Below are 21,753 nucleotides of genomic sequence, written 5' to 3' on the forward strand. Positions count from 1 at the left end.
ATTCACGCTCCTAGTCCAAATCGTCTATATCTTCTGCAATGGTCTCGGTGAGCTTGGTCGTAAATTGCAATGCCGCATTATATCCCATCCGCTTCAGACGGAAATTCATAGCAGCCACTTCGATAATGACGGCCAAGTTCCGTCCAGGCCGAACCGGAATCGTCGCCAGTGGTACATCCGTATCAATAATCCGCGTGGTCTCCTCATCGAGTCCGAGACGGTCATATTGCTTCTCCTGCTGCCAAGCCTCGAGTCTAACGACCAGGGAAATCCGCTTATTGTTGCGAATGGCACCAGCACCGAACAAGGTCATGACGTTAATAATACCAACACCCCGAATTTCCAGTAAGTGTCGAATTAACTCCGGTGCCGTTCCATGAAGCTGATTGTCAGAGGTCTGACGAATCTCTACCGCATCATCGGCAATGAGACGGTGGCCCCGCTTCACAAGCTCCAGTGCGGTCTCACTTTTTCCGATGCCGCTGGAGCCGGTAATAAGCATACCTACCCCATATACATCAACAAGTACCCCATGAATCGTTGCTGTTGGGGCAAGTTTCCTCTCCAAGAAGCTCGTAATCCGGCTAGATAGAATCGTTGTCGCCATACTGCTGCGCAGAACGGGAATGTTCTTGACCGAGCTGATTTCTACCAGCTCCTGCGGAACTTCCCAAGATCTTGTCACAATAATGCACGGTGTTTCCTCGCTGGAGCATAGTCGCTCCATACGATCTCGCCGCTCCTCGGCTGGCAGCATTTCATAGAAGGCCAGTTCAGTCTTCCCTAGAATCTGAACACGCTCAGGTGGATGATACTCGAAATAACCGGCCATTTCTAAGCCAGGACGGTATAAGTCATCCACGGTAATCACTCGTTTTAACCCTTGCTCTCCGGACACAACCTCAAGTCCGAACTGGTTAACCAATTCTGATACTTTCACTTTTTTTGCCATGATGTTCTCCTTCTCCAGGCCGCTAGCCTCGGAATCTCTACAGTTCGGCTAGCGCCCTGCAAATATGTAAATATAACCCAGTGACATCTGCATTCATATCATTGTATTCATCGTAAAGGAAAATACGACGTAAATCAATTACCAGCCTAGTTTACAGTAAAAAACCGCCCCGAAGGGCGGTTCTGATCATCGATTATAATTAAGCGTAGAATACGTTCTTCTCAGTTTCTTTATCAAAGATATGAATTTTGTTCATATCGATCGCAAGCTTCACATTATCGCCTTCACGAGTGTTAGAACGTCCGTCCACACGAGCAATCAGCGGGGAAGTGCTATTCAAGTACAAGAGCATTTCGTGACCCAGGTTCTCCGTAACATCTACAGTTGATGTGAAGACTGTATTCGGTGAACCTTCCAAGAAGATTGGCTCTTCATGAATATCTTCAGGACGCACGCCCATGATTACTTCCTTGCCACCTACGTAGCCCTTTTCTTTCAATGTCACGGCTTTACCTTGAGGGACTTCAACACTAAGAGCATCAGATTGGAAGTATACAGCACCGTTTTGCTCTACAATTTTACCGTTGATAAAGTTCATTGTAGGAGAACCGATAAATCCAGCAACGAAAATGTTCGTTGGTTGGTTGTACAGCTCCTCCGGAGAAGCAGCCTGTTGAATGATACCGTCTTGCATAACTACGATACGGTCACCCATTGTCATAGCTTCTGTTTGGTCATGCGTTACATAGATACAAGTGGTTTCCAGACGTTTAACCAGCTTTGTGATCTCAGCACGCATTTGGCCACGAAGTTTAGCATCCAAGTTGGAAAGTGGTTCGTCCATGAGGAAAACTTGTGGATCGCGGACAATTGCGCGTCCCAAGGCAACCCGTTGACGCTGACCACCGGAAAGTGCCTTCGGTTTACGATCAAGCAAATGCTCAATGTCAAGAATTCTTGCTGCTTCGCGTACACGTTGGTCGATTTCTTCCTTCTTCACTTTACGAAGTTTCAAACCAAACGCCATGTTTTGATACACGTTCATATGTGGGTACAAAGCGTAAGATTGGAAAACCATCGCAATGTCGCGGTCTTTAGGAGCAACGTCGTTAACGACGCGATCACCAATGTACAATTTACCTTCAGTAATTTCTTCAAGACCAGCGATCATACGAAGCGTTGTCGATTTACCACAACCGGATGGTCCAACCAATACGAGGAATTCTTTATCTGCAATATCTAGGTTTACGTCAACAACGGTTGCTTTGTCAGCACCTGGGTATTTTTTATAAATGTGTTCTAAGCGTACGCCTGCCATGAGTTCTGCCTCCTAGAATTAAATTAGTATAAGAGATTTCATCCAAATGTAACCGGATTCATTTCGTATCTTTATATTAACCTACTTAGGCATTAAAGCGCTATCCACAAAATGCACAAAAAACCTATTCTCCATTTGTCACTTTATACAATAGCATCCCCAACTTGACTATAACCGCATCATGAAAACTACGCACATCAAGACCTGTTTCCTGTTTAAACTTATCAAGCCTGTACAGCAGCGTATTCCGGTGAATATAGAGCCGCTTAGCAGTTTCGCTCACATTACAATCCAATTGAAAGAACGTATCCAACGTCATCATAATCTCTTCATCGTCCAATACACGAACCGGATTCCCGGTATCCTCTAAAAATCTTTGCCGCTGAGCACCTGGTATACTATAAATGAGACGTTCCAGCCGCAGCTCCCACGGCAAGTGAATTTGCTCTGTCACATGAAAAATACGGCCAAGGGCCAGCGTTTCGCGCAGTAATAAAGCCGTCGACACCAACGCCTCCTCCGGGTCAATCGGATCACCGACAGATAGATGAAATCCGCCCCCAACCCACTCATTGGTAATCAGCTCATACATCCCTTGGCTTAGAGCACTCAGCATATCCCTTTCTGTGTCCAAACCCTCTTCATTTTCATCACGAAGGTCGGTCAACAATTGCTCGCCGACAAGGACGTACCATTCTTCTTTTAGCGGCAGCAATGCAATGTCACCGCCAAAATAGCTTCGCAGCAGTTTATTTAGCTTTACAAAAGAAATATCCATAGCCGAATGATTCTCCCAACCAAGCAAAAAAGGGAGCATTGTTCCATGTATCTTTGTTCTCCACTTTAACGATTCTGGTATACCAGCCTGGTAATTTTCAAGCTCCAGCTGCTCCTGAATCCATGCGCCTAGCTGCTGACTGTGATACTCGTCTCCCTTACTTCCAGTAACTGCAGGTGACGATCGCCGTCCGTCAATTGAAGCAACTAATAGTTCGATCAGCTTCACTTCCGTATCGGCCAAGTCAGACGTATTCGCTTCAAGTACTTGGACTTTATGATGATGAGTTCCACAAAGCCAGAGAGAACGACCCTCCAGCACAACGGAACGAGCTATCACCGAGTCCTCTGGGTTTCTAAATTGGGTTAGATCTTGCCACTCCTGCAGCTCCATGCTTACAAGATGGACAGGAGCCTTAATAATGAGTTCCAGTTGCTTCTTAAGTAAATTAATTTCCATAAAAAATGCCTTTCTGGAGCATCCTGTTTTTTTATTGACTATAGTCAATATTGTATCATGATCTCTGGATAAAATTAAAATTAGCGTTATCAAGAAATTTCTGTTAACCACAAAAAAGCCGTCAATCCAAGATTGACGACTTTTGAGATGAGCCATGAAGGACTCGAACCTTCGACACCCTGATTAAAAGTCAGGTGCTCTACCAACTGAGCTAATGGCTCTTACTGGTGGAGGCTGATGGATTCGAACCACCGAACTCGTACGAGAACAGATTTACAGTCTGCTGCGTTTGGCCACTTCGCTAAGCCTCCAAAGTTTCATGCTGAGTCAGGACACTGCCTGAGAGCATAAAAGTGGCTCGGGACGGAATCGAACCGCCGACACGAGGATTTTCAGTCCTCTGCTCTACCGACTGAGCTACCGAGCCATATAAAATTTGGTCAAAAAAATAAAGTGGTTAAGTATATAACTTTCCCACTTCTTGTGGAAATACTCTATATGAATACTTCGACAAACCCTTAACGGGCTCTTATCCCTTATTCAAGGAAGTAATGGCGGAGCCGACGGGATTCGAACCCGCGATCTCCTGCGTGACAGGCAGGCATGTTAGGCCTCTACACCACGGCTCCGCAATAATAGCTCCAAGAAAAAATGGTGCCGGCGAGAGGACTTGAACCCCCAACCTACTGATTACAAGTCAGTTGCTCTACCAATTGAGCTACACCGGCAAATAAAATTTATAAATATGGTGGAGGCTAACGGGATCGAACCGCTGACCCTCTGCTTGTAAGGCAGATGCTCTCCCAGCTGAGCTAAGCCTCCGAAAATTATGGTAGCGGCGGAGGGGATCGAACCCCCGACCTCACGGGTATGAACCGTACGCTCTAGCCAGCTGAGCTACGCCGCCAAACATATATAGGTTGTACAAATGGCGGAGAGGGAGGGATTCGAACCCTCGCACCGCTTACGCAGTCTAACCCCTTAGCAGAGGGTCCCCTTATAGCCACTTGGGTACCTCTCCACGCCATAATCCAAGGATGTTAATCCCTGAAAACTGGATACGAAACATACATTTGCGTCTGCCCTTCATCTCTTCCGGGCCCCGCCAAAGTAATCGGCTAAGCTTCGTCAGCTTCACGTCACTTTGCGGGTAGTATTTTGGATAAGCCCTCGACCGATTAGTACCTGTCAGCTCCATACATTGCTGTACTTCCACCTCAGGCCTATCAACCTCGTCGTCTTCAAGGGGTCTTACTAATTGGGAAATCTCATCTTGAGGAGGGCTTCACGCTTAGATGCTTTCAGCGTTTATCCCATCCGCACGTAGCTACCCAGCTATGCTCCTGGCGGAACAACTGGTGCACCAGCGGTGCGTCCATCCCGGTCCTCTCGTACTAAGGACAGCTCCTCTCAAATTTCCTACGCCCACGACAGATAGGGACCGAACTGTCTCACGACGTTCTGAACCCAGCTCGCGTACCGCTTTAATGGGCGAACAGCCCAACCCTTGGGACCTACTTCAGCCCCAGGATGCGATGAGCCGACATCGAGGTGCCAAACCTCCCCGTCGATGTGGACTCTTGGGGGAGATAAGCCTGTTATCCCCAGGGTAGCTTTTATCCGTTGAGCGATGGCCCTTCCATGCGGTACCACCGGATCACTAAGCCCGACTTTCGTCCCTGCTCGACTTGTCAGTCTCGCAGTCAAGCTCCCTTTTGCCTTTGCACTCTGCGAATGATTTCCAACCATTCTGAGGGAACCTTGGGGCGCCTCCGTTACTCTTTAGGAGGCGACCGCCCCAGTCAAACTACCCGCCTGACACTGTCCCCGAACCGGATCACGGTCCCAGGTTAGAACTTCGATACGATCAGGGTGGTATCCCAACGATGCCTCCACCGAAGCTGGCGCTCCGGATTCCTAGGCTCCCACCTATCCTGTACAAATCGCATCAAAGTTCAATATCAAGCTGTAGTAAAGCTCCATGGGGTCTTTCCGTCTTGTCGCGGGTAACCTGCATCTTCACAGGTATTAAAATTTCACCGGATCTCTCGTTGAGACAGCGCCCAAGTCGTTACGCCATTCGTGCGGGTCAGAATTTACCTGACAAGGAATTTCGCTACCTTAGGACCGTTATAGTTACGGCCGCCGTTTACTGGGGCTTCGGTTCACAGCTTCGGGATTGCTCCCTAACCGCTCCCCTTAACCTTCCAGCACCGGGCAGGCGTCAGCCCGTATACTTCGCCTTACGGCTTCGCACAGACCTGTGTTTTTGCTAAACAGTCGCTTGGGCCTTTTCACTGCGGCCCCCTCGTGCTATTCACACTACCGGGGCACCCCTTCTCCCAAAGTTACGGGGTCATTTTGCCGAGTTCCTTAACGAGAGTTCTTCCGCGCGCCTTAGAATTCTCTTCTCGCCTACCTGTGTCGGTTTGCGGTACGGGCACCTTCTCCTGGCTAGAGGCTTTTCTCGGCAGTGTGAGATCATGACCTTCGGTACTGTAAATTTTCCCTCCCCATCACAGCCCAGCCTTAACGATGTGCGGATTTGCCTACACATCAGCCTCACTGCTTGGACGAGCATCCATCAGCTCGCGTCACTACCCTACTGCGTCACCCCATCGCTCATAACGGATTATGGTGGTACAGGAATTTCAACCTGTTGTCCTTCGACTACGCCTTTCGGCCTCGCCTTAGGTCCCGACTTACCCTGAGCGGACGAACCTTCCTCAGGAAACCTTGGGCTTTCGGCGGATCAGATTCTCACTGATCTTTTCGTTACTCATACCGGCATTCTCACTTGTATGCAGTCCACCAGTCCTCCCGGTCCAACTTCAATCCACATACAACGCTCCCCTACCCCTGAATCGACTTCACTCCAGCTTCGAAGTGATCGGTTTAACCCCTGGAGCATTTGGCCGAAACCCATGAACCATTTCAAAGGTTGCTTTCGGCAAAAATGTCTCGTAGTATCCACCGCTTCAAAGAAGCAGTGAAGTCGATTCAAGCCATAGCTTCGGTGGTGTGTTTAGCCCCGTTACATTTTCGGCGCAGAGTCACTCGACCAGTGAGCTATTACGCACTCTTTAAATGATGGCTGCTTCTAAGCCAACATCCTGGTTGTCTGTGCAACTCCACATCCTTTCCCACTTAACACACACTTGGGGACCTTAGCTGATGGTCTGGGCTGTTTCCCTCTTGACAATGGATCTTAGCACTCACTGTCTGACTCCCGGTTATAAGTCCATGGCATTCGGAGTTTGACTGAGCTTGGTAACCCTTGGCGGGCCCCGCACCCAATCAGTGCTCTACCTCCACGACTCTATTCACCGAGGCTAGCCCTAAAGCTATTTCGGGGAGAACCAGCTATCTCCGAGTTCGATTGGTATTTCTCCGCTACCCCCACCTCATCCCCGCATTTTTCAACATACGTGGGTTCGGGCCTCCAGTGCGTGTTACCGCACCTTCACCCTGGACAGGGGTAGATCACCCGGTTTCGGGTCTACGTCCACGTACTAAATCGCCCTATTCAGACTCGCTTTCGCTACGGCTTCGGCTCTTCACCTTAACCTTGCACGGGAACGTAACTCGCCGGTTCATTCTACAAAAGGCACGCCATCACCCGTGCGGAAACAAGTTTCCGCATAGGGCTCTGACTTCTTGTAAGCACACGGTTTCAGGTTCTTTTTCACTCCCCTTCCGGGGTGCTTTTCACCTTTCCCTCACGGTACTGCTTCACTATCGGTCGCTAGGGAGTATTTAGCCTTACCAGATGGTCCTGGCAGATTCATACGGGGTTTCACGTGCCCCGCACTACTCGGGATCCGTCTCGGAGGGAACAGACTTTCAATTACAGGGCTTTTACCTTCTATGGCCGGCCTTTCCAGACCTGTTCGTCTAATCAGTTCCTTTGTAACTCCGTGTGAGACGTCCCACAACCCCAGAGAGCAAGCTCTCTGGTTTAGGCTGTTCCGCGTTCGCTCGCCGCTACTGACGGAATCACTCTTGTTTTCTCTTCCTCAGGGTACTTAGATGTTTCAGTTCCCCTGGTATGCCTCTTCACACCCTATGTATTCAGATGTGAGTGACTGCGTATTACCACAGCCGGGTTTCCCCATTCGGACACCCCCGGATCAAAGCTTGCTTACAGCTCCCCGAGGCAGTTTCGTTGTTCGCCACGTCCTTCGTCGGCTCCTAGCGCCTAGGCATCCTCCGTGTGCTCTTAGTAGCTTAACCATAATCGCTCGCATTTTGGGCTATTCGCTCTGTTGCTCCTTGATTTCTTGATCTTATAAATTCATATAAGGAAGAAATCAACTCACAAAGGATCGCCTATCCCAAAACGTTCGCTAGTATCACTACCTTTATTCACTTCCTTGGTCAATCACTTGACACAAGTTCAGCTATGATGAATTTAAATTTGGCTTTGCAGCTTATTTAAATTCATCAGAAAAGGATTGTTTCTAAAACGCAAATTTCGTTTCGTATATCCAGTTTTCAAGGATCAAGTTTCTTCGCCATTTGACTGGCGGAAGACTATCTTATCAAATCCACAATCACCAATCAAGCGGCAAGTTATGGAAAAGATATTGTTATGGTGGAGCCAAGCGGGATCGAACCGCTGACCTCCTGCTTGCAAGGCAGGCGCTCTCCCAGCTGAGCTATGGCCCCATACGCCACTCCAATAAGTACGTATAAGCAAATATGGAGTTGTATGGTGGGCCCTAGTGGACTCGAACCACCGACCTCACCCTTATCAGGGGTGCGCTCTAACCAGCTGAGCTAAGGGCCCAAAAAAATGTTAAATTTAAAAGGCAACCCATTAAATGGGCTGCGCTTGGCGACGTCCTACTCTCCCAGGACCCTGCGGTCCAAGTACCATCGGCGCTGGAGGGCTTAACGGTCGTGTTCGAGATGGGTACGCGTGGAACCCCTCCGCCATTATCACCAAACGCATAAGAGGCTTAACCTCTCAAAACTGACCAACGAGTGAGCTAAAAGCTTTACGAAGTAAAGCTACTTCGAAAGCATATACCTCTTTGCATCTGCAAAGGGATCGGCGACTTTCGTCAGCCTTTTTTTTGAATGTTCTCGTTGCAGAGAACGATTCTCCATAGAAAGGAGGTGATCCAGCCGCACCTTCCGATACGGCTACCTTGTTACGACTTCACCCCAATCATCTACCCCACCTTCGGCGGCTGGCCCCTTGCGGTTACCTCACCGACTTCGGGTGTTGTAAACTCTCGTGGTGTGACGGGCGGTGTGTACAAGACCCGGGAACGTATTCACCGCGGCATGCTGATCCGCGATTACTAGCAATTCCGACTTCATGCAGGCGAGTTGCAGCCTGCAATCCGAACTGAGACCAACTTTGATAGGATTCGCTCCACCTCGCGGTTTCGCTTCCCGTTGTACTGGCCATTGTAGTACGTGTGTAGCCCAGGTCATAAGGGGCATGATGATTTGACGTCATCCCCACCTTCCTCCGGTTTGTCACCGGCAGTCACCTTAGAGTGCCCATCCGAAATGCTGGCAACTAAGATCAAGGGTTGCGCTCGTTGCGGGACTTAACCCAACATCTCACGACACGAGCTGACGACAACCATGCACCACCTGTGTCCCCTGCTCCGAAGAGAAGCTCTATCTCTAGAGCGGTCAGAGGCATGTCAAGACCTGGTAAGGTTCTTCGCGTTGCTTCGAATTAAACCACATACTCCACTGCTTGTGCGGGTCCCCGTCAATTCCTTTGAGTTTCAGTCTTGCGACCGTACTCCCCAGGCGGAATGCTTAATGTGTTTACTTCGGCACCAAGGGTATCGAAACCCCTAACACCTAGCATTCATCGTTTACGGCGTGGACTACCAGGGTATCTAATCCTGTTTGCTACCCACGCTTTCGCGCCTCAGCGTCAGTTACAGCCCAGAGAGTCGCCTTCGCCACTGGTGTTCCTCCACATATCTACGCATTTCACCGCTACACGTGGAATTCCACTCTCCTCTTCTGCACTCAAGCCACCCAGTTTCCAGTGCGACCCGGAGTTGAGCCCCGGGATTAAACACCAGACTTAAATGACCGCCTGCGCGCGCTTTACGCCCAATAATTCCGGACAACGCTTGCCCCCTACGTATTACCGCGGCTGCTGGCACGTAGTTAGCCGGGGCTTTCTTCTCAGGTACCGTCACTCTTAGAGCAGTTACTCTCCAAGACGTTCTTCCCTGGCAACAGAGCTTTACGATCCGAAAACCTTCATCACTCACGCGGCGTTGCTCCGTCAGACTTGCGTCCATTGCGGAAGATTCCCTACTGCTGCCTCCCGTAGGAGTCTGGGCCGTGTCTCAGTCCCAGTGTGGCCGTTCACCCTCTCAGGTCGGCTACGCATCGTCGCCTTGGTGAGCCATTACCTCACCAACTAGCTAATGCGCCGTAGGCCCATCCCTTAGTGACAGATTGCTCCGTCTTTCATTGCTCCTTCATGCGAAGAAACAAATTATCCGGTATTAGCTAACGTTTCCGCTAGTTATCCCAGGCTGAGGGGCAGGTTGCCTACGTATTACTCACCCGTCCGCCGCTAGATTATTTTGGAAGCAAGCTTCCAAAATAATCCCGCTCGACTTGCATGTATTAGGCACGCCGCCAGCGTTCGTCCTGAGCCAGGATCAAACTCTCCAATAAAGATGAAAGGAAGTTTTACCCGTAGGCAAAATCTCTTTCAGCTAAGATGTTTGACTTGCTCATTTTGAATCTGACGAGATCAGATTTGCATCTGACTCTATTTTTAGATTTCACTTCCGTGAAACCCGCTCACTCGTTGTTCAGTTTTCAAAGATCAAACCTTATTTCGTATGCCGCTGTTGTTTCAGCAGCGACCTTTATAATATATCATGCTTACCATTCTCAAGTCAAGACCTTTTTAAAAATATTTTTTGAGTAACCAAGTTGTCCTGACCTTTCGAAGAAGCGATTTATAATGTAACACAAAACTTAAATTAACGTCAACCATGAAATATAATCAAAGTATTGCCAATTTAATCCCGAGCAGTAAACCCACACCCGGCAAGCCGAGAATAAGCACAGTACTTATCGTTACCGGATTCATTGGAATGTAGGCTTCGGTCAATAATCCAGAGAAGTTTACAACATAAATCCCAAGCGCGGCCAATACCATGTGAAGTCCCAAGCGAGTAAGCCATGCGAAACCCATCCTTCGCGAAAAAATAACGTAGCCTAATAACAGCAACGATCCAATAAGCACTAAGGATAGTATCAGTTTCATCTTTTATCACCTCTTCACCTTAGTTCACCTCGAACTATTTTCTAAAATACGAATCGAGGTATGAGCCAAATTGAAATGGCTCCCAGGTCACATTTGCCTGCTTGGCCGCCTTCAATTGCACCTGATACCGTCTTTCCGCAGCCTCTAAAGTATATATCGCGATATCCACCTCATCAGCGCCGACAGCCTCCTGCAACGCATAGTAAGCCTGTTCCCACTCTCGCTGCGCCTTCTTCACTTCATTGTACAGATGCTCCTTATACTCCAGCACCTCGTCGAACTCCTTGATCTTCTTGACTCTTAACAACCACTGCTTCCATTGCTTCCATATCACTAAATCGCCCCCTCGATCCCGTATATCTCATGTGTATCGGGAAAGGGACAAACTTAGAACTAGCCTATTTTCTTATTTTGGTCGTTGCTCGTGGCTGTAATTATTAAACCTGCACGCAGAAATAAAAAAGAAGCCAGGTTATCAACCCGTGCTTCTTTCCGAATCATTTCAATTTCTTTATTTATCTTAATTCGCGCCTGCCCTCGAGCGCTTTGGATAGGGTTACTTCATCCGCGTACTCCAAGTCTCCGCCAACCGGTAATCCGTGGGCAATGCGAGTTACACAAATTTCGAACGGCTTCACAAGACGAGAAATATACATCGCGGTCGCTTCTCCCTCAATGTTAGGGTTGGTCGCTAAGATTAACTCTTTAACCCGTTCATCGCTGAGACGGTTCAAAAGCTCCTTAAGTCGTATATCATCGGGGCCAAGTCCCTCCATGGGTGAAATAGCGCCTTGCAGTACATGATAGTAACCATCGAACTCTTTCGTTCGTTCCATAGCTACCAAATCTTTGGAATCCTGTACAACGCAAATGACCGAGGAATCTCGAGTTTTATCCTGGCAAATTCGACAGGGATCAGTGTCCGTAATGTTGCAGCATACCGAGCAATAGTGAAGGTTTCTTTTGACACTTACTAAAGCTTTGGCAAAATCAATAACATCGTCTTCCTTCATATTCAGTACATGAAAAGCCAGCCTCGCGGCCGTCTTCGGCCCGATTCCCGGCAAATGAGTAAAGGCGTCGATCAGCTTGGCGATCGGTTCGGGATAATACAATGAAAGTGTTCTCCTTCGGTTGTGTAATTAGAACAGGCCTGGAATCTTCATTCCGCCCGTGAATTTCCCCATATCGTTGTTAGCCAACTCATCCGCTTTGTTCAGCGCATCATTGACAGCTGTTAACACAAGATCCTGCAGCATCTCTACGTCATCCGGGTCCACAGCTTCCGGTTTAATATTAACGGACAATACCTTCTTATGACCGTTGACTTCTACAGTAACTACACCGCCACCTGCGCTTCCCTCGACCGTTTTACCGCCGAGCTCCTCCTGGGCTTTCAGCATTTGCTCCTGCATTTTTTTAACCTGCTTCATCATTTGGTTCATATTATTCATATTACTTACATCTCCTTTACCTTTGTCTTTATATATTATAGTTATTTGTAAAAAAAGTTAGCTCGTTACTCCTTCACGACAACAAGATCGTCCCCAAACATTTGTAGCGCTTCGTCCACCCACGGCTCCTTACTGCCGCTGCTACCGTCTTCTGCGACCTGCTCTAACTGAAAGGGCTCCTCTTTGGACGGGTCAACTGCCGCGCCCTCAATACTGTCGCTCCAATCCTTGAGCATCATCGTAACCAGCCGATATGGCGAGCCTAATACCCGCTCCATAACCATCTCAATGAGCTGCTTATTTGCTGGCTTCTCCGTAGTTTCACGATGGATATCGTTCTTGAATGCGACCAGCACGGCGTCCTCCAGGACAGAAACGGGCTCGCCATTGACGAACCAAGCATGAATGGTAATCTTCTCGTCCTTCACGCCTTGAAGCACCTGATTCCACTTTCCCTGTACAGCCAAAAATTCCGGACTGCTTCGCTGCGCCACATATCGATCTATTCCCGCAGGAATCTTGACCTTGGAGGCTACACGAGGCGCAGCCGTTCTCGCACTCGAACGACCCCCCTTCTGCGCAGCACCTTGCCCCCCACTCGTCAAACCTCCTTGCAGCGCACGTTCAAGCTTCTTCTCTAATTCAGCCAGTTGACGACGCAGCTGCTGAACCTCCGATTGACCACCAGAGGAATCAGCGATAGCCGAAGCGGCCGAAGATACAGACTGGGAAGGAACAGCATCTTCACTCTGAGGAATACTGCACAGCTTCAGAAGAGCAACCTCAAACAATGTTTGCGGCTGCAGCGCATATTTCATTTCAATCTGATAATGGTTCAAAGTATCGATAATCCGAAATAGCTGCGAACGCGTGAACAATTCTGCCATTTCTTTGAATTCCTGGGAGTCCAACACGCGTTCTGTCATCTTATCTGCATTTGGCACCATTTTAATCATTAATAAATCACGGAAATAATAGAGCAGGTTCTCCATGCATTTATCAGCACTCTTGCCTTCCTGCATAAGACCCTCAATCAATTGCAGCATACCGCCAATATCGCCTTCGACCAGCGTCTTCGCGATTTCCGCAAACTGTTTCGAAGGAATCCCGCCAGTCATATCAAGCGCCTGCTTGTAGGATACATGTCCATCTGAGAAAGATGCAATTTGATCCAGTATGCTAAGCGCATCTCGCATACCGCCATCCGACAATCGAGCTATATACTGGATCGCTTCATCCTCCGCAGTTATGCCCTCTTGTTCACATATAAGCCTTAACCTCTCGCTCTGCTCCTCCAAAGATACTCGGCGGAAGTCAAAACGTTGGCAGCGGGATATGACCGTGGCCGGAAGCCGATGAGGCTCTGTTGTCGCTAAGATAAACATGACGTGCGGCGGCGGTTCTTCCAGCGTCTTAAGCAATGCATTAAACGCTTCCGTCGTCAGCATATGAACTTCATCAATGATATAAACCTTCTGCCGCACCTCAGTAGGGGCATATTTCACCTTTTCACGCAAATCACGAATTTCTTCAACTCCCCGGTTGGAGGCGGCGTCAATCTCAAGCACATCCATAACAGCTCCTGCCGTAATCCGACGGCACGAGTCACATTCGTTGCACGGCTCTGGGGCCGGCCCCTCCTCACAGTTCACCGCTTTGGCCAAAATTTTGGCCGCACTCGTCTTTCCTGTTCCTCGGGGTCCGCTAAATAAATAAGCGTGCGAAAGCCGCTGCTCCCGAATCGCATTCTGCAACGTACGAATAATGTGCTGTTGTCCTACCATGTCCTGAAACGACTGCGGCCGCCATGCACGGTACAGCGCAATATGCTCCATATGCGGCACCTTCTTTCTTCATGAAACGATAATCGTCACGCATCCATTATACTATACTCGAACGAGGAGAAAAACTTCTAACTCACAAGTCGCTCACCGAAAGCATTACCACAAGCAATATGCTTCATTCCTCGTAAAATAAACATAAAAAAACATCTCTGCCCGAAAAGACAAAGATGTCGCTCTTTATAGATACTATGTAGCCGTGCACCTGTTATCGATCATTGCGATCCAAGCGGCACCCTTACGGCGCAACTCGAGACAGGCTTCCCCCCGGCACAAAAGTATGACTGCTTATGGCTGCTTCCTTCCGGACCTGACCAGGTTCACAGGTACTCATTGCGGAGGACCCGTCTGTCAACGTCTGCCGTAAAGACCAGACCTCACATCGGCAAGACCTCTAACAGGAATTCAACCTCGCTATAGCGGATTGCGAGTTACAGGGCACCGCTACCTCCCCATCTAGCACGGTGAAATTAAGTATATCTCAACCATGTCCAAAATGCAACCGGCGGAAAAAGTTGTCTTTTTCGCTAACTTAAGCATGCCTTCTCTCTTAAAGTTTGATATATTTATAGAATAATATGGAACTACATAGAGAGGATGTACCTGTATGAAAAAAGTAGGTAAACTCATGCTCGCCGCAGCAATCTGGATCGGAACACTTAGCGGAATAATGTCGCAGCCCCAACAGGTTTATGCTAACGTCCCGATTCAGATCATGCTTGACGGATACCCTCTTCAGTTCCCTGCAGAGCCTATCATCAAAGAAGGGACAACCCTTGTACCTTTTCGCGTAATATCGGAAGCGTTGGGCATTCAAGTGATATGGAATGCGAAATCCAAAAGTATCTCCGCTATAAAAGGAACTGGCCCAAATGCGGTTCGAGTTCAGTTAACCTTGGACAGCAAGAAGTCTAGCGTAAACGGGGCACCCGTCGATCTTGCCGTAGCACCGCAGATGGTCGACGGGCACACCTTAATCCCGCTCAGCTTCTTTAGCCAGCAGTTCGGGGCACAAGTCAGTTGGAATCAGAAGACGCGCACCGTCTCAATTTTGTCCCCCAAGCAAAGGATGTACACCATGGGCTTCTATGCGATCTCATCCTTTTCCGACGTAGCCATGATTCCAATCCTGGACTCCATAGCCTTTGGCTGGAGCAGAATCGATGAGAATGGGAAATTCACTCTGAACGGCAAAGACTTTAAATGGCCACTCCCCGCAGGAAATACAACTCCAGAGGTCCTGGTTAGCGAAGCCGCAAGATCCCGGACACTACCTTATTTGATGGTTTATTCTGGAGATGTCAATGGCGAACTGACCAAAATCATCGAAAATGCCGATGCCCGGAAGCAGGCAATTTCAGAAATGGTGGGGGCTGCAAAGAGCAATCAATTCCAAGGTATTTTGCTTGATTTTGAAGGCTTGGGCCTAACTACAGACAAAACAAGAACCCGTGCTTCCTTCACTGCCTTTGTTAAAGAAATATCCTTGCAAGCTAAATCTGAAAACCTGAAGCTCGCCTTGGCACTTCACCCGCTTAATTCGTCTTATCAAGGTTATGACTACAAGGCGCTCGGTCAGATTGTGGATGAAATTGTTATTATGGCCTATGACTACCGTAGCGGCGGCAAAAGCGGGCAGCCCGAACCGGCTGATAAAGTGGATGAAGCCATTCGCCTTGCGCTCAAGGAAACGAAGAAGAACAAGCTTGTGCTGGGACTCAACATGAACAGCGAAAATACCAAATCAGTTAATACGCTTATCGGTCTAGCCAAACGCTATGACCTTAAAGGTATCGCCATATGGAGACTCGGCCTAGTCAGCAGCGAAGAATGGACGCAAATGCAAAAAAGCATTGAATTTAAAAATTAAATTCTCCGGATAATCAGATCGGAAAACAAACGAATCCCCTGCCAATAGGCAGGGGATTCCGCATGTATTTCGAGATGCTGCATCGCAGCACGTCTCCATCAAATGTAAATTAGATACCGTATTTCTTCTTAAATCTGTCAACACGTCCGCCAGCATCCACAAATTTCTGTTTACCTGTGAAGAATGGATGGCAGTTGGAGCAAATCTCGACGCGCAGGTCTTGTTTCACAGAACCTGTTTCAAAGGTATTTCCGCAAGCGCAGGTTACCGTTGTCACGTGATATTTAGGTTGAATTGCTTCGTTCATGACTTCACCTTCTTTCCGCCCTGAGCCTCAAGCGTGCACAGAGTTATAAATGACACATAAAGTGATTATATCACGCGATGTTTTGTCGCGCAATTGGAATATATGAGGTTTATCCCCGCAATTTTACCCGCGCTAACTCGGCAGGTGGAACATGAGTATATGAGCCGATGACAACATCCGGCAGCTCTTGCTGGAATATCTCAATCGCCTGCTTCATACCAAAAATTTCGCCTTTGGCCGGAGGAATAAGCTCCATATAACTTTCAGGATCGATATTGAGATTGCGGAGCTGGATCAAGCGGAGCTTGGTACGCCGGGCAAATTCGATCATCGCTTCAATTTCCTCCTCCCGATCCGTCACACCAGGGAAGATTAAATAGTTAATCGACGTGTATACGCCTTGATCGGAAGCATAACGGAGCGAGTTCTCTACATTTGCCAAAGTGTACCCGCGCGGCCTGTAGTAAGCATTGTAATGATCGTCCAACGCACTAATCGTGCTCACGCGCATCAAATCAAGACCAGCATCCACTATACCGCGAATATGGTCACTAAGCCCCGCATTCGTATTGATGTTGATATACCCCATATCGGTCTGGCGCCGGACTTCGTGAATCGCTTCAATGATCAGCTTGGCCTGTGTCGAAGGTTCTCCTTCGCAGCCTTGCCCGAAGCTGATAATCGATTCCGGCGTCTTCAAATGCTCCAGCATAATTTCAACAAGCTCTTCCACGCGGGGGCGGAAGTTCATTCGCGTCTGTGGAGCAACGAACCCGCTATCATCCGGCTGTTCCGAAATACAACCAAAGCAGCCCGCGTTGCAGGAATAAGAGACGGGAACTGCTCCCTCCCAGCGATTCAGGAAGGTATTCGAAGCAGTTAGGCATTCATAACCTAAGGCACAATTGGATAAATGCTCGTACAAACGGTTATCAGGGTACTTTGTTCTGAATGCCTTGACCTGGCTTTTGAGCTCGAGCGGATCACAGTTTTGTGGATTCCATTTCTCGGGGTCATCGGACAACCGTGCCGTTACATAAAATTGGCCATCCTTCCATACCACCGCAGAATATCCGAACAACGGGAGTTTATATTCCTTATCCGTCTTTACATAACCGGGGAGGCAAAGTCGGGTGAAGCCCTGCGGAAGCAAAGCCCCTACAGCCTGCACATCTCCTGGAACGGGCATCATCTCACCCGTATCGGGATCCATTCCAACCGGCCTTGTTGAAGGCAGGCCTACTAATGTCGCCCCTTCCGGTAACGGAATCAGTTCATCCTCTAAAATTTCAACGATCATATCCGCGCTTCGAGCGAGGCCATACAACGAGGGGTGATCATAGACTTGTCCTTGTTTATCTGCATATACTAAATACATTTTGTTCTCCTCTTTAGCTTACGATACGGCCATTCCTAGCCAATTTATGACACCAGGTGCCATGTTAGGACCCAGATCCTGATCCAGGTCCTGACCCTGATCCAGATGAAGCAGCGGAGCGCGGCGAACGGCGTACACCGTTGCTACTGCTGGATGTTGAAGTATTTCCAGAGGTATCAAAGGAAGCCAGAAACTCTGCATTCGTCTTGCTGTCGCGTAGTTTCTTTAAGAAGCCTTCTACAAAATCATAGGAATCGTTCATATTTTTGCGAATCGACCAGATCGTATCCAACTCCTCTTTCGTTAAGAGCACTTCTTCCCGTCTTGTCCCGGAACGGCGAATATCGATGGCTGGGAAAATTCGGCGTTCGGCCAGTTTTCGATCCAAGTGCAGCTCCATGTTACCTGTTCCTTTAAATTCTTCATAAATAATATCATCCATACGAGAACCCGTGTCTACTAGGGCTGTGGCCAGAATCGTCAAACTTCCGCCCTCCTCCACATTCCGCGCCGAACCAAAGAATCGCTTTGGGCGATGGAATGCAGCAGGGTCGATCCCCCCGCTCAATGTACGGCCGGAAGGCGGAACAACAAGATTGTATGCTCTAGCCAAACGAGTAATACTATCCAACAGGATGACGACGTCTTTCTTATGTTCTACCAAACGAAGTGCACGCTGCAGCACAAGCTCAGCCACCTTAATATGGTTCTCCGGCAGCTCATCGAATGTGGAAGCAATGACTTCCCCCTTTACCGAACGCTGCATATCCGTAACTTCCTCAGGGCGTTCATCGATAAGTAACACAAATAGCTCAATCTCGGGATGATTAGTAGAAATACTGTTGGCGATTTCCTTAAGCAGCAACGTCTTGCCCGCTTTAGGCGGTGCTACGATCAAACCGCGTTGTCCAAGTCCAACAGGGGCTAGAACATCCATAATACGAGTGGATAAATGGTTAGGGGTTGTTTCAAGCACGAGCTTGCTTTGCGGATAAAGAGGTGTTAATGCCGGGAAATGCAGGCGTTCGGCTGCGATAGCCGGATTTTCTCCATTAACGGCATTCACTTGCAATAGTCCGAAGTATCGTTCATTTTCTTTCGGCGTTCTACATTTGCCAGATACCAGGTCACCTGTTCTCAAATCAAACTTACGTATTTGGGATGCTGAAATATAGATATCTTCAGTACTCGGCAAGTAGTTGATCGGTCTAAGAAAACCATAGCCTTCCGGCAGTATTTCCAGTACGCCTTCCATAAACATAAGGCCGCTCTGTTCTGCCTGAGCTCTCAAGATCGCAAAGATCAGTTCTTTCTTCTTAAGCTGTCCGTAATAAGGAATCTGATACTGCTTCGCCAGCTTATAGAGCTCCGTCAGTTTCATTTCTTCCAAGTCGGCAATTTGTAAATCCATAAAGTATACCACCTATTCAATTTTTTCATTTGTTATATTTGGATTCATTAATCAGGATGTCTATTACACTATGAAACCAGTATAATTCTATAAACGGGGAAAATGATAGACGCATTTTACTAATATTACCCGTTACTGCAAAATTATGCGTCAGGCAGAGATCCTTTACTCTGCCTGACGCCACACATCTGCACCAAGCGAGCGCAAATTTGTTACAAGATTATCGTATCCACGATCGATCAATTCAACACCGGATACTTCCGTAATTCCTTCCTTGACGGTAAGTCCAGCAATGACGAGCGCCGCTCCAGCCCTAAGATCGGTCGCTTTCACCTTAGCGGCATTAAGCTCTCCGCCCTCAATGATAGCCGAACGGCCTTCCACACGAATCTTCGCTCCCATACGCACAAGCTCCGGTACGTGTTTAAACCTGTTGCTGTATACAAAATCACTTAATACGCTGACTCCTTCTGCTTGCGTGAGCAGGCTGGTCATCGGAGACTGCATGTCCGTCGGAAAGCCAGGATAGATCAGAGCCTTCACATCGATATGCTCATATCGTGGCGCGCCAAGCACGCGAATCGACTCATCTATTTCTTCAACCGTGACGCCCATTTCGATCAATTTCGCCGTGAGCGCCTCAAGGTGCTTTGGAATGACCCCATCAATAATCATATCGCCGCGGGTAGCAGCTGCAGCGATCATATAAGTACCTGCTTGAATCCGGTCAGGGATAATCGAATGGCGGCAGCCGCTCATCTCCTTAACCCCTTCAATCCGGATCGTCTCGGTTCCCGCGCCCTTAATGCTGGCACCCATCGAGTTCAGCAATGTGGCAACATCTATAATTTCAGGCTCTTTTGCCGCGTTCTCAATAATTGTGGAGCCTTTGGCTCTTGCAGCCGCCAGCATAATATTAATCGTAGCCCCTACGCTGCAAACATCAAGATATATCTTCGCCCCTCGCAGCTCTTTGGCTTTAAGATGAATGGAACCATGCTCATTCGTTACCGTGGCTCCCAATGCTTCAAATCCCTTAATATGCTGATCAATCGGGCGGGGTTCAAAATTACAACCCCCCGGCAGTCCAATCGTAGCCTCGCCAAACCTCCCCAGCATGGCACCCATCATATAATAAGAGGCGCGCAATTTCTTCACGGGGCCATTAGGCATCGGAATAGACCGGATCTGGCTAGGATCAATTTTGATCTGTCCGTTTGTCCAGGTCACTTTCGCCCCAAGCTCCTCCAGTATTTCCGTATACACCGCCACATCACTAAGATGCGGCAAATTATCCAGAGCTACTTCCGATTCCGCTAAGATAGCGGCAGGAAGAAGCGCAATCGCGCTGTTCTTGGCTCCGCTGATTTGGACGGTTCCCCTTAGCGGTCGTCCGCCATGAATCATTAACTTTTCCATAAGAAGAAGATCCCCCTGAAGCCGAAAATAGTTCCATCAATAAATATTAGGCATAGTTACATTCGCTCAGGTAACTAAGCGATTCTTATTCATAATACCACTTCTGCAATGAAATAGGAAAGACACCGCTAAATAGCGGTGTCTCTCTTCTCATATGAAGTGCAAACTGTACCTAGAGTTGATTAATTATGCTTGGTTGTTGGAACCGAACTCGCGAATTTTACCGATGACCGTTTGTTTGATTGCTTCACGGCCAGGCTTCAGGAACACACGAGGATCGTAAGCTTCAGTCTTCTCGGCAAGAACTTCGCGAACCACTTTCGTGAAAGAGATTTGGTTCTCTGTGTTCACGTTGATTTTGGAAGTACCGAGGGAGATCGCTTTCTTAATGTCATGCAACGGGATACCTGTACCGCCATGCAGAACAAGCGGAACGCTAACCGAGTTGCAGATTTCCTCCATTTCCTTAAAGCCAAGATTCGGTTCGCCTTTGTAAGGGCCGTGTACGGAGCCAAGTGCTGGCGCAAGCGTGTCGATGCCTGTCTCTTTCACGATGCGAACACAATCTTCCAGCTTCGCATACATCACTTCACCGATGACATCGTCTTCTTGTCCGCCGACCATACCTACTTCAGCTTCAACGGATACGCCTTTCGAATGCGCATATTCAACGACAGCTTTCGTCGTTTCAATATTCTTGTCAATTGGGCTGTGGGAGTCGTCGATCATAACGGAAGTGAATCCAGCATCGATCGCTTCTTTACATTTCTCAACGCTTGAACCATGGTCAAGATGAATCGCTACAGGAACGGTAATTTTCAGATCTTCCATAAGGCCTTGTACCATTTTAACAACGGTATTAAATCCGCCCATGTAACGTGCCGCACCTTCAGATACACCAAGAATTACGGGTGATTTCTCTTCTTCTGCAGCTTCAAGAATCGCGTGTGTCCACTCCAAGTTATTGATGTTGTACTGACCCACTGCATACTTTCCTTTAAGAGCTTTGTTCAACATGTCTGTCATACTTACTAATGGCATGGCTCCAATCCTCCTAGGACGTTTGTTTGTATTCATTTTGCCGACATTCACACGTAATTATTATAACACAACCCGACAAAAATACTATTGAAGCTTTTCCTCCTATTTATGAAAATATGCAAGAAGAAAGACAGCCTTACTTACCCGCAATAAGGCAAAAAAGAAACCTCCTTTGAGGGGACATAGCGGGAACGAATTCCTCATCACCCCAAGGGAGGTTGTCTTCTTGACATATTAAATTCAAACACGGCAATC

General features: G+C 48.2%; 14 protein-coding genes, 10 tRNA genes, 3 rRNA genes and 1 other RNA gene. 1 reads left to right on the forward strand and 27 read right to left on the reverse strand.

Annotation, left to right across the window (positions count from 1 at the left end):
* Positions 1-10 precede the first annotated feature (10 nt).
* The 22 genes from hprK to ffs all read right to left on the reverse strand — a co-directional run bounded on the left by hprK (position 11) and on the right by ffs (position 14,537).
* Positions 11-952 carry an HPr(Ser) kinase/phosphatase gene (gene hprK, locus EIM92_RS03920; protein ID WP_125081577.1) on the reverse strand — a complete coding sequence of 314 codons (942 nt, stop codon included), beginning with the start codon at positions 950-952 and terminating at the stop codon, positions 11-13.
* 199 nt (positions 953-1,151) lie between these two features.
* Positions 1,152-2,270, reverse strand: coding sequence for an ABC transporter ATP-binding protein (locus EIM92_RS03925; protein WP_125081578.1), 1,119 nt, complete (start codon positions 2,268-2,270; stop codon positions 1,152-1,154).
* Between the two features lie 124 nt (positions 2,271-2,394).
* Positions 2,395-3,507, reverse strand: coding sequence for a PucR family transcriptional regulator (locus EIM92_RS03930; protein WP_125081579.1), 1,113 nt, complete (start codon positions 3,505-3,507; stop codon positions 2,395-2,397).
* 148 nt (positions 3,508-3,655) lie between these two features.
* Positions 3,656-3,728: transfer RNA gene (locus EIM92_RS03935), tRNA-Lys, on the reverse strand.
* Between the two features lie 4 nt (positions 3,729-3,732).
* A tRNA-Tyr gene (locus EIM92_RS03940) sits at positions 3,733-3,818 on the reverse strand.
* Positions 3,819-3,861: 43 nt separating this feature from the next.
* A tRNA-Phe gene (locus tag EIM92_RS03945) sits at positions 3,862-3,934 on the reverse strand.
* A 125-nt stretch (positions 3,935-4,059) separates the two neighbouring features.
* Positions 4,060-4,136: transfer RNA gene (locus EIM92_RS03950), tRNA-Asp, on the reverse strand.
* Between the two features lie 23 nt (positions 4,137-4,159).
* A tRNA-Thr gene (locus EIM92_RS03955) sits at positions 4,160-4,235 on the reverse strand.
* Between the two features lie 18 nt (positions 4,236-4,253).
* Positions 4,254-4,329: transfer RNA gene (locus EIM92_RS03960), tRNA-Val, on the reverse strand.
* An 8-nt stretch (positions 4,330-4,337) separates the two neighbouring features.
* Positions 4,338-4,414 (reverse strand) — tRNA-Met (locus EIM92_RS03965).
* A 22-nt stretch (positions 4,415-4,436) separates the two neighbouring features.
* A tRNA-Ser gene (locus EIM92_RS03970) sits at positions 4,437-4,528 on the reverse strand.
* A gap of 137 nt (positions 4,529-4,665) precedes the next feature.
* A 23S ribosomal RNA gene (locus tag EIM92_RS03975) occupies positions 4,666-7,740 on the reverse strand.
* A 359-nt stretch (positions 7,741-8,099) separates the two neighbouring features.
* A tRNA-Ala gene (locus EIM92_RS03980) sits at positions 8,100-8,175 on the reverse strand.
* 44 nt (positions 8,176-8,219) lie between these two features.
* Positions 8,220-8,296 (reverse strand) — tRNA-Ile (locus tag EIM92_RS03985).
* 43 nt (positions 8,297-8,339) lie between these two features.
* Positions 8,340-8,456, reverse strand: a 5S ribosomal RNA gene (rrf, locus tag EIM92_RS03990).
* A 165-nt stretch (positions 8,457-8,621) separates the two neighbouring features.
* Positions 8,622-10,176, reverse strand: a 16S ribosomal RNA gene (locus EIM92_RS03995).
* Together the 16S, 23S and 5S rRNA genes with 10 tRNA genes alongside form the textbook arrangement of a ribosomal RNA operon.
* Positions 10,177-10,513: 337 nt before the next feature.
* Entirely contained in the window at positions 10,514-10,777 is a 264-nt protein-coding gene (locus EIM92_RS04000) for a pro-sigmaK processing inhibitor BofA family protein (protein ID WP_125081580.1), read from the reverse strand.
* 34 nt (positions 10,778-10,811) lie between these two features.
* On the reverse strand, positions 10,812-11,111 hold the full coding sequence (locus tag EIM92_RS04005) for a DUF2508 family protein (RefSeq protein WP_246021198.1): 300 nt from the start codon (positions 11,109-11,111) through the stop codon (positions 10,812-10,814).
* 181 nt (positions 11,112-11,292) lie between these two features.
* The gene (gene recR, locus EIM92_RS04010; RefSeq protein ID WP_125081581.1) at positions 11,293-11,892 is read right to left on the reverse strand and encodes a recombination mediator RecR; all 600 of its coding nucleotides are present in this window, start codon (positions 11,890-11,892) and stop codon (positions 11,293-11,295) included.
* A 27-nt stretch (positions 11,893-11,919) separates the two neighbouring features.
* Entirely contained in the window at positions 11,920-12,231 is a 312-nt protein-coding gene (locus EIM92_RS04015; protein ID WP_125081582.1) for a YbaB/EbfC family nucleoid-associated protein, read from the reverse strand.
* Between the two features lie 65 nt (positions 12,232-12,296).
* The gene (dnaX, locus tag EIM92_RS04020) at positions 12,297-14,066 is read right to left on the reverse strand and encodes a DNA polymerase III subunit gamma/tau (protein ID WP_125081583.1); all 1,770 of its coding nucleotides are present in this window, start codon (positions 14,064-14,066) and stop codon (positions 12,297-12,299) included.
* 203 nt (positions 14,067-14,269) lie between these two features.
* Positions 14,270-14,537, reverse strand: an RNA gene (gene ffs, locus EIM92_RS04025) — signal recognition particle sRNA large type.
* Positions 14,538-14,679: 142 nt separating this feature from the next.
* Here ffs and EIM92_RS04030 point away from each other — a divergent pair.
* Positions 14,680-15,942: a stalk domain-containing protein gene (locus EIM92_RS04030; RefSeq protein WP_125081584.1), complete on the forward strand. Its 1,263-nt coding sequence runs from the start codon at positions 14,680-14,682 to the stop codon at positions 15,940-15,942.
* Between the two features lie 109 nt (positions 15,943-16,051).
* Here the strand turns inward: EIM92_RS04030 and rpmE are convergent, their stop codons facing one another.
* From rpmE to fba, 5 genes are all read right to left on the reverse strand, one after another.
* Positions 16,052-16,249 (reverse strand): 50S ribosomal protein L31, encoded by a 198-nt coding sequence (gene rpmE, locus EIM92_RS04035; protein ID WP_110929797.1) that lies wholly within the window; start codon positions 16,247-16,249, stop codon positions 16,052-16,054.
* Positions 16,250-16,358: 109 nt separating this feature from the next.
* Positions 16,359-17,627 (reverse strand): radical SAM protein, encoded by a 1,269-nt coding sequence (locus EIM92_RS04040; RefSeq protein ID WP_125081585.1) that lies wholly within the window; start codon positions 17,625-17,627, stop codon positions 16,359-16,361.
* A 64-nt stretch (positions 17,628-17,691) separates the two neighbouring features.
* Entirely contained in the window at positions 17,692-19,038 is a 1,347-nt protein-coding gene (gene rho / locus EIM92_RS04045) for a transcription termination factor Rho (protein WP_125081586.1), read from the reverse strand.
* Between the two features lie 165 nt (positions 19,039-19,203).
* A complete protein-coding gene (locus tag EIM92_RS04050; protein WP_125081587.1) occupies positions 19,204-20,457 on the reverse strand; it encodes a UDP-N-acetylglucosamine 1-carboxyvinyltransferase in 1,254 nt (417 codons plus the stop codon).
* Positions 20,458-20,643: 186 nt separating this feature from the next.
* Entirely contained in the window at positions 20,644-21,498 is an 855-nt protein-coding gene (gene fba / locus EIM92_RS04055) for a class II fructose-1,6-bisphosphate aldolase (RefSeq protein WP_125081588.1), read from the reverse strand.
* Positions 21,499-21,753: the final 255 nt, after the last annotated feature.

The sequence above is a fragment of the Paenibacillus lentus genome, from assembly GCF_003931855.1.
GTDB classification, from domain to species: domain Bacteria; phylum Bacillota; class Bacilli; order Paenibacillales; family Paenibacillaceae; genus Fontibacillus; species Fontibacillus lentus.